This window comes from Bremerella alba (assembly GCF_013618625.1).
In the GTDB taxonomy this organism is placed as follows: Bacteria; Planctomycetota; Planctomycetia; order Pirellulales; family Pirellulaceae; genus Bremerella; species Bremerella alba.
This window is the reverse complement of sequence record NZ_JABRWO010000007.1, coordinates 229,521-243,847: the sequence shown is the minus strand read 5'-3', so window position 1 is coordinate 243,847 and position 14,327 is coordinate 229,521. Positions and strand designations below refer to the sequence as shown.

The following is a 14,327-nucleotide window of genomic DNA, read 5'->3' as shown; positions in this document are numbered from 1 at the left end:
GGCACCATGAATGCGCAAAATTCAAGTCTAGGTATCAATACCGGAATTCTTCTGGAAGCAGGCACCAACGAGGCCGAGATCCTCGTATTTGAAGTTGGTGATCAGGCCTATGGCGTGAATGTCGCCAAGGTTAAGGAAGTCCTCGGGGTTACTAAGGTCACCAGTCTGCCAGAAGGCCATTCATCGATTGAAGGGGTTGTGCGAATTCGGCAAGATGTGGTGACGCTAATTCACCTGGGGCACTTTCTTTACGGAGACGTGCCGGAGGTTGCCTCGAAAGATAGCGACTGCCTATTGCTGTTGGAATTCAACCAGCGTCCACTCGCGTTTCGCGTGAATCGTGTGCACCGAATCTATCGTGTCAGTTGGAAAGCTACCCGGCCCCTGCCGATGACGCCAGGCATGAATGCCCCGATCACAAGCGTTGTGCTCATTGACGGGAAACTGGTTCAGATTCTCGACTTCGAGTCGATCGGTGCGGCGGTTGCCGGAATCGGGGATGAAGCGGTGAGCGATTCGGGCGTATCGCGAATTGATGCTCCCAATATCCCGGTCGTGTTCGCAGAAGATTCTCGCATGATTTCGGAAATGATTCGCGATCATTTGCAAGACGCTGGATTCACCAATTACCACGGCTTTGTCGACGGGCAAGCGGCATGGGAATATCTCGAGGATCTGGCCGAGAATGAGTCGGTCGAAACGATTCGTGACAAGGTTGGTATTCTGATTACCGATATCGAGATGCCGCGGATGGATGGCTTTAGCCTGGCCAAACAGGTTCGGATGCACCCGGTGCTGGGTTCGCTTCCGATCATTATCTTCTCGTCGCTGGTTTCCCATGACAACGAGAAAAAGGGAGCCCAAGTTGGTGTCGATACCCAGGTTCCCAAACCTCGCTACGGGGAACTGCTGGAAAAGACACGGCAGATGGTTGGGCTTTCGGAGCTTGTGGAAGCCTAGAACGCGTCTCGATCAGTACGACTTGGCTAGCACTCTGGACAACAATTCTGATAATCGCAGGGGAATTGTCTCAAGATTCCTCTTGTCGTAACCGACGCCAAGTTGTTAATGTTCCCCGACCATTCCCAGCCCAAGATGGGCTCGGGATCGATCGATGGATTCGTTGTCCTATGAGGGGAACAAGCAAGGATGTTTGTCCACAATAAATTGCGTCTGGCCTTGGCAATGGGCCTTATTGCCGCTGTCACTACCACGACTTGGGCCGCTCCACCTTGGGCCAATCTGATTCCGTTTCAGCGCGTGGAAGCGAGCGCTGAAAAGTCTTACGAACTAACCGAGGATCACGGTCCTTGGCTAATCATGGCTACCAGCTTCACAGGGCCTGGAGCCGAAAAGGATGCCAACGATCTCGTCCTGGAACTTCGCAAAGACTATGCGATGCAGGCCTACACATGGCACCAAGACTACGACTATACCGATACCGTGGTCGGCAAAGGCTATGACCGATACGGCGGACCCAAGAAGATGCGATACATGAATGACGTGAGCTTCACCAGCTTCGTTGTGATGGTTGGCAACTTTGAAACGGTCGACGCAAGCGGCGTGGAAAAGACGCTCAATAAGATCAAGACGGCCAAGCCGAAGGTCTTCCAAGAAAGCTACACTGTCAAGAATGACACGATCAAGACGATTCGCCAGAAACTGCGCGAAGCGATCGCTGCAGAAGATGACAAAGAAAAAGGCCCGATGGGCAACGCATTCGTTACCCGGAACCCTCTGCTGCCCGAAGAGTATTTCCGTCCCAAGGGAATGGATGAATTGGTCCTAAGCATGAACCAGGACAGCCAATACAGTCTGTTGAATTGCTCCGGCAAGTACACCGTGCGTGTGGCCACATTCCGCGGTGCCGTGGAATTGGACCAAAAGAAAATTGAAGAGATCGAACAGAAAAACATCGTCAGTGGACGGCGTTTGGCTATTGCCGCTGAAAAGGCAGAGAAGTTGGCCGGGGCGTTGCGTAAGCAAGGCGTCGAAGCCTATTCCTTTCATGATCGATCGGAAAGCATTGTCACCGTCGGGGCGTTTGAAACGATAGGCACCCCGCGTCGCGACGGAAAGATTGAGATTAATCCTCAGGTCAAACGTATCATGGACGGCTACAAAGGCGGAACCGGTACCGCAACCATTGAAGGTGGTGTGTCCCCCTCGTACAAGCCCAAGTCGCTTAACGGGGTTGTCTTCGACGTTCAGCCAGTACCTGTTGAGGTCCCCAAAGTGAGCATCGCCGCAGATTACGCGAGACGCCCTTTGCGTTAGGCCTGAAGCCGGTAGCTCTCAGATAAGTCACCCTGGGTTCCTCGCGCGTCGTGGAACCTTTTTTATGCGCTGCTTTCTCGTTACGATGTCCTGTGCCGATCTAAGTAACTTTCAGCCCAGCTAGAAACGAGCGAGATGTCTGACAACCGGCCAATGGTGCTTGGCACTTACAATCAAAAAAAGAGAAGCGAACTGCAGCGTCTTTTGCTTCCGCTCGATATTCAGCTGAAAACTCTTGAGGAGTATCCTGCGGCAATTGAAGTTGTGGAAGACGGAACTTCCTTCGCCGAGAACGCCGCCAAAAAAGCAACCCAACAGGCAATCACGCTCGGCGAGTGGGTCTTGGCAGAAGACAGTGGACTTTGTGTCGATGCGTTGAAAGGGGCCCCAGGAATTTATTCAGCCAGGTTCTCCGGCGAAGACGCAACTGACGAGAAAAACAACGACCTACTACTGGAAAAGCTGGCAGATCTGCCCCCGGAAAAACGCGGCGCCCATTACGTCTGCCATATCGTGCTTGCTAACCCTGAGGGGGAAGTTGTCTTGATCGCGGAAGACAAGTGCCATGGCCGAATCGTGAGAAAGCGTCGTGGCACCAATGGCTTTGGTTACGATCCCCTCTTCGAGCTTCGCGAATACCATCGCACGTTCGGTGAGATGGGACCGGCCATCAAGAGTTTGATCAGTCACCGAGCCAAGGCTTCCCGGGCATTCGTCGAGAAGCTGAGAGTGATACTGGCGAAGAATCGAGCACTTTTCGCCCAAGAAAAAAATTGAGCAGACGCCGTTGGATGATTCGCGGACGTCTGCTCGTATAAATTTAGACCGTGTTATAATCTAACTAAGAATGATAACCGTTATCTGTCTTTAATTGCAAGCCGTAATTCGCGTCTTTTGTGAGATATTGATCCATGGTTCGGGCTCGTGCTGTTCTGATTGCCGTTATTGGCCTGATTCTCACCCTCTGGGGCGTGCTTACCCCGGCAGACGTCAGTGCTGATCCCCCCGGTCAGCATTCCGCCGGAATCGAACAGTGGGTCAACGATCAGGTCGACTCACTGATCGAAATCTACCAAGACTTTCACGCACATCCGGAAGTTTCCTTTGAAGAAGCGAAAACCGCCCAGCGGCTCGCCGGTCTCCTCAAGTCGGCCGGGTACGAGGTAACGACCGAGATCGGAGGGCACGGCCTGGTTGCCATCTTGCAAAATGGCGAGGGACCTACTGTTATGCTACGGACGGACCTCGATGGTTTGCCCGTTACCGAGAACACCGAGTTGGTGTATGCATCGAAGCAGACCGTCAAGCTCGACGATGGATCTCAGTCGGGCGTGATGCATGCGTGTGGTCACGACATTCACATGACCAACGTGGTTGGTACTGCTCGATATATGGCGGCGCATCGAAATCAGTGGCACGGCACGCTGATGATCATTGGGCAGCCTGCTGAAGAGAAAGGGCAAGGGGCCAAGGCGATGCTGCAGGATGGGCTTTTCGAGCGTTTCCCTAAGCCTGACTATGCGATTGCTTTACACGTCGATCCCAACTTGCCGACGGGAACCATCGGCTATCGAAGTGGCTACGCGATGGCCAATGTCGATAGTGTCGATATTTACGTGCAAGGCCAAGGTGGTCATGGCGCTCATCCCGATGCTACCGTCGATCCGATCGTTCAGGCCGCTCAGTTGATTCTCGACTTGCAGACGATCGTCAGTCGTGAGATTAATCCGACCGAGCCGGCCGTCGTCACGGTCGGGGCCATCCATGGCGGCACGAAGCACAATATCATCGGCAATGAATGTCACCTGCAACTGACGGTGCGAAGCTACGGCGAAAAAGTTCGCAAGCAACTTCTCGAGGCGATTCAACGCAAGGCAAAAGCGGTTGCAATCAGCTACCGAGCCCCTGAACCGAAAATTGTGATCAGCGAAGGAACGCCGAGTCTTTTCAACGATAAGCACCTCACCTGGCGCATTGTCGAGAACTTCAATCGTACCTTCGGAGACGAGAAAGTCGTGCCGGTTGATCCTTCAATGGGAGGCGAAGACTTCAGTCGCTACGGTATCGCAGGAGTCCCGATCTTCATGTATCGCTTAGGTTCGGTCGATGCAAAGCGTCTGGCCCGCTACGAACAATTGGGGCAAGAGCCTCCCTCGCTGCATTCGCCACTCTACTATCCCGATGCCGAAGCTTGCCTGACAACGGGCGTGAATGCAACCGTGAGTGCCCTATTAGAACTCTTCGAGCAAATACCGGACGATCAATGATGCATCGGCCATTACTAATGGGAATGGCGGCCGGTTACGTCGTTCTTATGGGCGTCCTCGTCTTCGGGTTACTGCAAGCACGCGTGTGGGTGGCTCAGACGTACGATACACCGGAAGCGACCGAAAACTGGCAGAAGCTAACCCAATCGTTAGAGCAACGGCAGAATCAGGGCCGTTCGCCGGTTAAAAGACCGCGACAACGGAGCGACCAGCCCCCCATCAAGATTCTCTTTTCCGAGAACTTTCCGGCGATCGTTGCCTGGAGCCTCGTAATTATGAGTATCCTATATTGGAGTGTGGGAATAATGATCGCAGGTGCACTGCGAACACCTAGTCATCAACCTGCGTCCGCAGATGCTGACGCACCCCCACGAGTTTGACACTCAGGCAGCCCTTTCCCAGCAAGGGCCATTTATTGGCGAACCATGGCCCCATCTAGTCGGGAATTCGAGACGCACTCACCGGAGTTATCCTTGGTGCGTCTACCCATTCGTGATGACCATATCGCCCAGGGGACGACGGTCTTGTTGCTGATCGCGCTGGCGTTTCTGACCTATTCCGGAACGGTTGCGGTCTGGGTATCGCTGGTGGTCGTGCTAGCTTGTCTGACGGCAACTTGGAAAATGTTTGTTCCGGTCCGGATCGACCTCGGCCCGCGTGGAATCATTCAGAATTCGTTTCTCGGAAGCCGTAAGACACCATGGCGAGAAATTGCCCGCTTCGAGCCCCACGAGCAAGGCGTCATTCTTTACCTGACGCAAGACGATTCCCCGCTGGCCGGATTTGCCTCGATTGATCTTGCGTGCCGCAGTTTGAAACCCGAAGTCGAAGCGATCGTGCGTTTCTATATGGAATCGAGACGACTGCGTACCGGCTCGTCGATTGTGAAGATGGCCGACGACATCTCTAAATCTAAGTCCGCAGCCGGTTAGCTCTTTGCGGAACCCTCGATCGACATTTCTCCGGCGAAGAAGCATGCCGCAGGATGGGGTGTTCCTTCGAGCGGTGGCGGACTCGCCGTGCATTTCTCAGGCTGCACGATTGGGCAGCGATCGGCAAAAGGGCAACCGGGGTAAAACGTATCCGGCGAAGGCACTTCTCCTTGCAGCACGATCCGTTTGCGTTTGCGTTCGATATCGGGATCAGGCACAGGAATCGCGGACAGCAGTGCTTGGGTGTACGGATGCATCGGACGCTGAAAAAGCTCTTGCGACTGGGAGAGCTCGACGATTCGTCCCAAATACATCACACCAATTCGGTGCGAGATATGCCGGACGACGCTCAGGTCGTGGGCGATAAAGACGTACGCCACCCCTAGCTTCTGCTGCAGGTCCATTAACAGATTGATGACCTGGGCCTGAATCGAAACGTCAAGCGCGGAAATAGGTTCGTCGCAAACAATCACTTTGGGGCGTGCGGCGAGAGCCCTGGCAATTCCAATACGTTGTCGCTGCCCACCCGAGAACTCGTGCGGATAACGATTGATAAACCGTGGATTGAGCCCAACGACATCCATCAGTCGCATGACTTCCAGTTTTCGATCAAGGCCAGACTTCAACCCAAAGATCGAAAGGGGCTCGCCAATAATAGTGCCCACCGTCATGCGTGGATTGAGCGAGGCATAGGGATCTTGAAAGATCATCTGCAAGTCGCTGCGATGATGCCGCATCGACGCCGGTGAGAGATCATCGATTCGCTGGCCGTTGAGGTGAATGGTTCCGGCGGTTGGCTTGACCAGGTTCATGATCGCCCTGGCCGTGGTCGATTTACCGCACCCACTTTCCCCCACCAAGCCGAACGTTTCGCCTGGTTTCACGTCAAACGATACGCCATCGACGGCCCGGACGTATTCTGTCTGGGACGCAAACCACTTGCCGCGACGAACCGGAAAGTGAACTTTCAGGTCGCGGACTTCAAGAACCGGAGAGGCGTCTATTACTTGTGACATGGATGCAGCAACTGGGCTAAGACGTTAGTTGGTGGCAGTCGGGGAAACCGGTGGATCAATCTGGGTAACGTCGCGAATGCACGCGTGCAGGGTACCGGTTCCTACTTGGACGAGCGGCGGATCGATCTTCAGGCAATCATCGATGTGATACGGACACCGCGGATAGAACGAACAGCCGGGAATATTTTCGCTCATGTCTGGCGGCTGACCCTTGACTGGTGAGAGCTCGGCTCCCACTTCTTCATCGATCCGTGGAATCGAATTGAGAAGTCCCAGCGTGTAAGGATGGCGCGGATCGGCGAACAGGTCGTGAACTTTGGCCTGCTCGACCTTACGGCCGGCGTACATGACCAACACGTCGGTGGCCATATTGGCGATCACACCCAGGTCGTGTGTGATCATGACGATCGCCGTATTGTGTTCCTGCTGCAACTGTTGCATCAGTTCCAATATTTGGGCCTGAATGGTGACGTCTAATGCGGTCGAAGGTTCGTCTGCGATCAGGATTTCGGGATCGCACGAAAGGGCCATCGCAATCACCACGCGTTGACGCATCCCGCCAGAGAACTCGTGGGGATAATTAAAGACGCGGCGGCTGGCTCCGGGGATGCCTACCTTTTCCAGCATTTCGATCGCGCGATCTAACGCCTCGTCATACGATAGCCCTAGATGTTTTCGCGTGACCTCGGTCAGCTGTTCGTCGATGGTGAGAAAAGGATTGAGCGTGGTCATCGGGTCCTGGAAGATCATCGCAATGCGGTTCCCACGGATCGTCGCGAGTTCCTTGTTGCTCATCTTCAACAGGTCTTGGCCATTATACATGGCCGACCCGCTGGTGATCTTTCCAGGAGGTTGAGGAATCAAGCCCAGCATGGCCAGGTTGGTTACCGACTTGCCGGAGCCGGACTCGCCCACGATACCCAGCGTTTCGCCGGCCCGTAGATCAAAGTTGACTCCACGAACCGCTTTGAATGTCCCATCGTCGGTGCGGAACTCGACGGCCAAGTCGCGTACTTCCAGCAGCACTTTGCCGGTGCCGGAAGGCTTGGTTTCGTTCGAGGCACTCGTCGTTTCTACAGTCACAAAGTTACCCTTATCGATTCTTCATTCGCGGGTCGAGCGCGTCACGCAGTCCGTCACCCAGGAAGTTCAAGGAGTACAACGTCGATGCCAAGGCCAAGGCCGGGAACACAACCAACCACCAGTAGATCTTCACCGGCGTGATCACGCGGAGGCCTTCCTCGGACAGCACGCCCCAACTAACCGCCGGAGCTTCGACGCCTAGGCCCAAAAACGACAGGAACGCCTCGAACAGCATCACCGCCGGAATGGTCAGCGTCAGGTAGACGATCACGATGCTCATGACGTTGGGCACCAGGTGCAGAAAGACGATTCGTAGTCCGCTGGCCCCGACGGTTTTTGCGGCGTCGACGAATTGCTCGTTCTTCAAACTGATGATCTGGCCACGCACCACGCGGGCCATCGTCAGCCAGTACACGGCCCCAATCACGATATACAAAATGACAATGCGGCTGATGCCGTAACTTTCGAGCCACTTTTTGACTTCGTCTTCGCTGAGGATCGTAATCAGAAACAGCACCAGGAAAATGAACGGCACGGAATACATGATGTCGACGATTCGCATCATGAGGTCGTCGACCATTCCGCCTGAGTAGCCAGCGATTGCCCCATAGCTGACACCGATGATGAGCGAAACCAGCGTGGCGACCAGCCCCACAATCAACGAGACCCGAGCCCCATAGAATAAACGGGACAGCAAGTCACGCCCCAGCAGGTCGGTGCCGCATAGGCTAGGCAGGCAATAGTCACCGAAGATTACAAGACGAGTGTTCAAAAGCAAGAGGTCGAAACCGGTCGGGTCGGTCCACAACTCTCCGACGCGGCGGTCGAATTCTTCCCCTTCGAGGTCCTGCAGGTGCAAGCTGACCGGAACGGTTTCTTTCTCGCCTTCGGCATTGGCCTGCTTGGTCTTCGAATGAAACTCCGGCGGCAAGGCCAAGCGATTAGCTAGATCTTGTTCTCTCGGCGATTGCAACGGAAACAGGGGAGTAAAGATGGCTGCCAGGGCCAAGAGCACAAGGAAGCTGAGTGCCGTCATCGAAACCCAGTCGCGGCGAAGTCGGCGCCAGGCATCTTGCCACAGCGAGATCCCGCGGATGTTTCGCGCCTCGTTGTACATTGCCTGATACTTTTCGATCGGGGGCAACGCGTCGGCGTAGGGGTCGTGCTTATTAAGGGAATCCAAGGCTTTGGCCTTCGCAGCGAGGAATTACTTGTTCAACTTGACGCGAGGATCGATCAAACCATACGAGAGGTCGACCAACGTATTCATCGAGAACAACAGAAACGTATAAATCATCACCACGGCCAGGCTGACGGGATGATCTTTCTGCTGAACAGCCTCGATGAAGTGACTTCCCAGCCCAGGTATGAAAAAGATGCGTTCGAGCACAAGCGAGCCGGTGAGAATGCCTGCGGTGGCCGGTCCCAAAAAGGAAACTACCGGCAGAATCGCCCCGCGAAACGCATGCTTCAGCACCACCGTCGTCGGCATCAGTCCTTTGGCATAGGCCGTGCGAATGTAGTCTTGCCCAAGCACTTCCAACATTCCGGTTCGCGTCAGTCGCGAGATATACGCCGCGAAGGGAGCCGCCAGGCAAAGCGACGGCAGCACCAAGTTGATCGGGCGTCCCCAGCCAGCGGCAGGAAACCAATTCAGTCCGAACACAAAGATAATGATTGCAAAGCCCGCCAACACAAAGTTGGGAATTGCAATCCCGAGCGTAGCGATCATGCGGAAGGTAACATCGATTACCGATTGTCTTTTTAAGGCCGAAACAATTCCGGTTGAGAAGCCAATCAGCATGGCAAAGCTAAGACCGAGCAGCCCGAGCGCAATCGAGATCGGAAGACCTTCCGAGACGATCTCGAAGACCGATTTATCGATCAGCTTCATGCTAGGGCCAGGGTTAAGTGTCAGATAATTGCCCATCGTGTTGAAGTACCGCGTCAAGAGCGGCTTATCTAAGCCGTAGTACTCTTCCAGGTTTTGCTTAATGGCCTCGGGAAGTTGCCGCTCACTTAAGAGCGCGCCTTCCGGAGAGACGGTCCACATCAAAAAGAAGCTAATCGTGAAGACAACCCACAAGGTGATCACCAACCACAATAGCCGCTTGGCCAAAAAGTAAATCACTCCAAACCCTCCCACTCGCGAATCTTTTCGCGTTGTTCTTCGTCAATATCGAGGATGTGCAGGGGATGGAGATCCTGCAAGTTGGGATAAAAATTCTTCACGTACGGTCGCACCATGTTGATCGAAACGTAGAAGTAGATAGGCAAAATCGGCATCTCATCGACGAGGATCTTTTCCGCTTCGCGAAGCATGGCAAAACGCTTTTCGGGATTGGCTTCACTGCGTGCCGATTCGATGAGGTCGTCGTACTCTTGATTGCTCCAGCCGGTCTCGTTATTCTCGCCGCCGGTAACGAACATATCGAGGAAGGTATTGGGATCAGGATAATCACCAATCCAACCTGCCCTGGCTACGTCGTAGTCCATCTCGCGGACTGTCGTAAGATAGACACCCCATTCGACGTTTCGTAGTTGCACGTCGATGTGCAGATTGCGCTTCCACTGCTGCTGAATCACTTCGGCGATCTGCTTGTGCCCTTCCGAGGTGTTGTAAAGGATTTGGATCGGACGCATCTTTTTGTCGCCCATCGCCTCCTTCAAGAGTGCCCTGGCACGCTCGGGATCGTAGGACTCGGTGGGCGGACCTTCATATCCGGTAATCCCAGGGGGAACCAGAGAGCCTGCCGGAATTTGCCCGCCACGGGTAACGAAATCCACGATTTCTTGCTTGTTGATCGCCAGGTTCAGGGCCTGACGTACCTTGGGGTTATCTAGCGGCGGCCGGGCCGTGTTGACGCGGTAGAAGTAGGTGGAAAGCATCGGGGCGATCAGTAGATCGTTGCGTTCTTTCTCGCGTCCAGGTTCTTCCTTTTTCTCTTTGTCCAACTCTTTTAGGTCGTCTAAGACGGAGTTCGGGATATCGGTCGCCCAGTCCATCTGGCCGCTCATGTACATGTTCAGCTGAGTTGTATTCGACTGAACGGCGAGTGCATCGATCGTTTCCAGCTCTACTTCATCGGCGTTCCAGTAGGTTGGGCTTTTGGCTAAGCGGATCCGGTCGCGGATACGGCGTTCCTGAATATGATATGGGCCACACGTCACAATGTTCTCAGGCTTGGTCCAGTCGGGGTAACCAAACGTTTCGATGCATGTTCGATTGACCGCATACATCGGATAGAATGAAGCGAGTTCCAGAAAGTACGGTGTCGGCGATTCCAGCTCGATGACTAATGTCTTCTCGTCAGGTGCTTTGATCCCTACTTCGCTGAAGTGCAGCAGTACGTGCCTTGCTTGTTCGGCTTGGGGATGTTTCGCTAAGAAGGATTGAGGGATGCCCGATTGATAGAAGACACGCTGGGTTGTTTCTCCATCCCACTGCGGTACGCCATCTTTCTCAGGCACACAGTCGACGGTGAATACTTTGTAAGATGCCTCTTCTTCGCCATGACCTCCGTCACTTGTTTCTTTCGACGATCCTTCCGGGTAGGTATCAACTTTTTTCAGGATGCCCGAGACCATCGTGCCGCGGGGAAACATCTGGGCGCTATCCTTGCGATCGGCCAATTCAACTTCGACACGGTCGCCTGGCTGGATATCGCCGGTCGTATAGCGTTTGGCGTTCTTGATGTACCACAGTTGATACCCGTACTGGGTGCCCGATTCCGGATGCAAGAAACGCATCCACGAGAAATCCCAGTCGTGGGCCGTTACCGGCTCGCCGTTGGTCCACTTGGCTCCTTCACGCATGTGAAAGGTGTATGTCTTGAGGTCGTCCGAGACTTCGTGCGACTTGGCCATCCCAGGCATGGGGATCATGTCGTTGGGGTCATTCGGATCGGGCATCTTCCGGTAGAGCCCCTCGAAGATAGCGTTGATGATCCGCCCTTCCGGGGCACCGGTACTCTTGGCCGGATCAACCGTTTGCGGCTCGGTCCCGTTAGAAAAAGTGAATTCAGCGGGGGGGATGGACCCCATCCGAAGCGCGGAAAAGAGAGCGACTACGAAGATTAGAGGGAAGACGTAAGGAAATAATCCTCGTATTGACCATTTCATTCGGTGATTTCTCACTCATATGGGCCATCGGCAGTGGTATGTGGGGTGAGTCGTCACCCAAGTTTCTGATCGTATCAAATTCCGCAAGAGATGACGATATGCTGATCTCAAACCGACCAGTCCGCTAGAAATGCGCAATGTTGACGTGCTGTTTTCGATTGAAATGTTGCAGTTTTGTGTGAATTGTCCGATACTCCGGGAATGAGCGAACCGCCTTGCCCGATCATCCGTAGGTTGGGGCGAGGCTCGATTGCAGTATGAGAGCCGTTAGCGCTTGGTTCACCTACTAGCAATTGGGTTTGCTCAACGTCATTCGATTGAACTTTACGCGTCTTCGTTGGAACCTGCCTTTCTCCGTTACGTCGATAGGGCGAGCGAGAGTTAAGCATTGGCCGCGTCAAGCTATCTCTCAGGGCGTGACTTATCCACTTTAGGGCCAGTTAACTTAACTTTTCAGTAGGGGCCCAAGCCTTACTAACACGGAGAAGATCTGCCATGATGTTCTTGGCTACTCCAGCCAATGGACACGCGATGTCCAAAGGGTACTACTCAGAAAACGAGAGTCCCTCGCACGTTTCCACGCCGGAAGGATCTGGCAAGGAAGTTTCCCCTTACGAACCCTTGGGCGAAGACGTTGCTCGTCAACTCGTCCAGCTCTTTAAGCTGTTAGCCGATGAAACTCGGCTGAAGATCCTCAGCTTCCTGCTGCAAGCAGGCGAACTGAATGTTCGATCGCTGTGCGATTTGCTTGATCAAAGCCAGCCGGCAGTCAGCCATCACTTGGCCCTGCTGAAAACCTGTGGACTGATCGAATCGCGACGCGACGGTAAGAATAATTTCTATCGCGTTATGCCCGAACAGTTCGGACGCTTCGCAGAAGTGTTATTTCGCAAAGTACCTGGTCTGGAAGACGACAAGATCGACTTCGGTGAAGCCATGGTACGCCTGGAAACCGAACCCCAGGCAGTCGCCGCTGTCGACTAAAGACCCTCACTCATCAAGATGAGGCTCGCAAGAAGGCTATCTGATCGTGTCCCAGGTAGCCTTCTTTTTTTGTTCTTGCCACAGAATCAACGAGCGAAACGTCGCTTCGTTCCTATAACTGCTATCAAATGCAGTTGTTTGTACTGCCAAAAGTTCGGGTAAGGGTTAGAATTCCAATGATGGAATCTTGTACACCTTAGCCCCCTAGGATCATGGCAGAGAATCTCGACGGCCCGCAGCCTGCCCAATCGCCCGAAGCGACCCCTTCCTCAGGAAAGCCAGCCGAACACGTTGCGTTTACGGTCACAGCGGACAAGGTTCGTAAATTTCCGACCACTTCCGGCGTTTACATCTTTAAAGACGACAAGGGCCGCGTGATCTATGTCGGCAAGGCCAAGAGTCTCCGCTCGCGTGCTAGCAGCTATTTTCTGGCCGAAGCGGCAGTCGATCAGCGGACCGGGTACTGGGTCAACGAAATCGCCGATGCGGACTATTTAGAGACGGAAAGCGAAGTCGACGCATTGCTCGTGGAATCGCGGCTGATCAAAGATGTCCAGCCGAAGTACAACAAAGAGCAAAAAGATGACAAAACGTTTCCCTATCTCATGATTTCGCAGCGGGAAGACTTCCCCCGTGTCGAGTTTACCCGCGAGCCTAAAGATAAAAACGCCAAGCTGTACGGACCCTTTGCCAGTGCGGGGGCACTGCGTGGAGCGATTCAAGTCCTGCAGCGCATCTTCAAGTTTCGCACCTGCGACCTCGACATCGACGAAAACGACGAGCGTTGGAAGTGGTTTCGTCCATGTCTTTTGGCCAGTATCGATCAGTGCACGGCTCCCTGCAATCTTCGTATCAGCAAGGAAGAGTACCGCAAAGACATCCGCCGCCTGCAAATGTTTTTAGAGGGCAACCGTACGCGGCTGTTGAAGCAACTCCAAGACGAAATGCAGGAAGCTTCCAAGAACCTTGAATTTGAAAAGGCGGGCAAACTTCGCGACGAGATCACGATGCTCGAGCGACTCGATGAACGGGGCGAGCTGGAAACGCATGCTCAGCCGGAAGTCTTTTACGTCGATCCCAAGAAGGGCCTGGCCGGTCTGCGCAAGGTCTTGGGCCTGGCGGAAACTCCTCGCACGATTGAAGGGGTCGATATCGCTCACCTGGGCGGAAGTGACACGGTGGCCAGTCTGGTGCAGTTTCTCGACGGGTTACCGTTCAAGCACGGTTATCGACGTTATAAGATTCGCGGCGTCGAGGGTGTCGACGACTTCCGTAGTATTCACGAGGTCGTGGCCCGTCGCTTCAAACGGCTGAGCGATAGTTCGGAGGTCTTCCCAGACATTCTGCTGATTGATGGTGGCAAGGGACAGCTCAACGCGGCCATGGCGGCTTTTCGTGATTTAAAGATCGAACCGCCGACGGTGATTTCGCTGGCCAAACGCGAAGAGGAAATCTACCGTCCCGGCCAAAGCGAACCCATTCGACTTAGTCGGCACTCGTTCGCTTTGCGACTATTGCAATACGTTCGCGACGAGTCACACCGCTTCGCCCAGCATTACCATCACCTGCTAAGAGACAAACGAACGTTCGACCGATAAATTGTGTTCCCTCTCCCTTCCCAAGAGAGAGGGCTAGGGTAAGGGGTG

13 protein-coding genes are annotated in these 14,327 nt (G+C 54.1%); 8 read left to right on the top strand and 5 right to left on the bottom strand.

From position 1 onward, the window contains the following. The first annotated feature begins 6 nt into the window (after positions 1-6). The 6 genes from HOV93_RS13645 to HOV93_RS13620 all read left to right on the top strand — a co-directional run bounded on the left by HOV93_RS13645 (position 7) and on the right by HOV93_RS13620 (position 5,476). Positions 7-960, top strand: a complete 954-nt coding sequence (locus HOV93_RS13645) for a chemotaxis protein (RefSeq protein ID WP_207397058.1) — start codon at positions 7-9, stop codon at positions 958-960. A 189-nt stretch (positions 961-1,149) separates the two neighbouring features. Further along, positions 1,150-2,277 (top strand): hypothetical protein, encoded by a 1,128-nt coding sequence (locus tag HOV93_RS13640; protein ID WP_207397057.1) that lies wholly within the window; start codon positions 1,150-1,152, stop codon positions 2,275-2,277. A gap of 135 nt (positions 2,278-2,412) precedes the next feature. Continuing rightward, positions 2,413-3,054, top strand: coding sequence for an RdgB/HAM1 family non-canonical purine NTP pyrophosphatase (gene rdgB / locus HOV93_RS13635; RefSeq protein WP_207397056.1), 642 nt, complete (start codon positions 2,413-2,415; stop codon positions 3,052-3,054). A 134-nt stretch (positions 3,055-3,188) separates the two neighbouring features. After that, positions 3,189-4,544, top strand: a complete 1,356-nt coding sequence (locus HOV93_RS13630; protein ID WP_207397055.1) for a M20 metallopeptidase family protein — start codon at positions 3,189-3,191, stop codon at positions 4,542-4,544. After that, positions 4,541-4,924 carry a hypothetical protein gene (locus HOV93_RS13625; RefSeq protein ID WP_207397054.1) on the top strand — a complete coding sequence of 128 codons (384 nt, stop codon included), beginning with the start codon at positions 4,541-4,543 and terminating at the stop codon, positions 4,922-4,924. Before HOV93_RS13630 ends, HOV93_RS13625 begins: the two co-directional genes overlap by 4 nt. Before the next feature lie 96 nt (positions 4,925-5,020). Then, positions 5,021-5,476 (top strand): hypothetical protein, encoded by a 456-nt coding sequence (locus tag HOV93_RS13620; RefSeq protein ID WP_207397053.1) that lies wholly within the window; start codon positions 5,021-5,023, stop codon positions 5,474-5,476. Here the strand turns inward: HOV93_RS13620 and HOV93_RS13615 are convergent. Genes HOV93_RS13615 through HOV93_RS13595 form a run of 5 tightly spaced genes read right to left on the bottom strand, consistent with a single transcriptional unit; the run spans position 5,473 to position 11,619 of the window. Next, positions 5,473-6,492 (bottom strand): ABC transporter ATP-binding protein, encoded by a 1,020-nt coding sequence (locus tag HOV93_RS13615; RefSeq protein ID WP_207397052.1) that lies wholly within the window; start codon positions 6,490-6,492, stop codon positions 5,473-5,475. The genes HOV93_RS13620 and HOV93_RS13615 overlap by 4 nt on opposite strands. A gap of 24 nt (positions 6,493-6,516) precedes the next feature. Further along, the gene (locus tag HOV93_RS13610; protein ID WP_207397051.1) at positions 6,517-7,575 is read right to left on the bottom strand and encodes an ABC transporter ATP-binding protein; all 1,059 of its coding nucleotides are present in this window, start codon (positions 7,573-7,575) and stop codon (positions 6,517-6,519) included. A 10-nt stretch (positions 7,576-7,585) separates the two neighbouring features. Continuing rightward, complete coding sequence (locus tag HOV93_RS13605) at positions 7,586-8,758, bottom strand: ABC transporter permease (RefSeq protein WP_235990316.1); 1,173 nt, start codon at positions 8,756-8,758, stop codon at positions 7,586-7,588. Between the two features lie 24 nt (positions 8,759-8,782). Further along, positions 8,783-9,706 carry an ABC transporter permease gene (locus tag HOV93_RS13600; protein WP_315853407.1) on the bottom strand — a complete coding sequence of 308 codons (924 nt, stop codon included), beginning with the start codon at positions 9,704-9,706 and terminating at the stop codon, positions 8,783-8,785. Next, complete coding sequence (locus HOV93_RS13595; protein WP_207397050.1) at positions 9,703-11,619, bottom strand: peptide ABC transporter substrate-binding protein; 1,917 nt, start codon at positions 11,617-11,619, stop codon at positions 9,703-9,705. Before HOV93_RS13595 ends, HOV93_RS13600 begins: the two co-directional genes overlap by 4 nt. A gap of 573 nt (positions 11,620-12,192) precedes the next feature. Here HOV93_RS13595 and HOV93_RS13590 point away from each other — a divergent pair. Next, positions 12,193-12,681, top strand: coding sequence for an ArsR/SmtB family transcription factor (locus tag HOV93_RS13590; protein WP_235990314.1), 489 nt, complete (start codon positions 12,193-12,195; stop codon positions 12,679-12,681). A gap of 212 nt (positions 12,682-12,893) precedes the next feature. Further along, positions 12,894-14,279, top strand: coding sequence for an excinuclease ABC subunit UvrC (locus HOV93_RS13585; protein WP_207397049.1), 1,386 nt, complete (start codon positions 12,894-12,896; stop codon positions 14,277-14,279). The last annotated feature ends 48 nt before the right edge of the window (positions 14,280-14,327 follow it).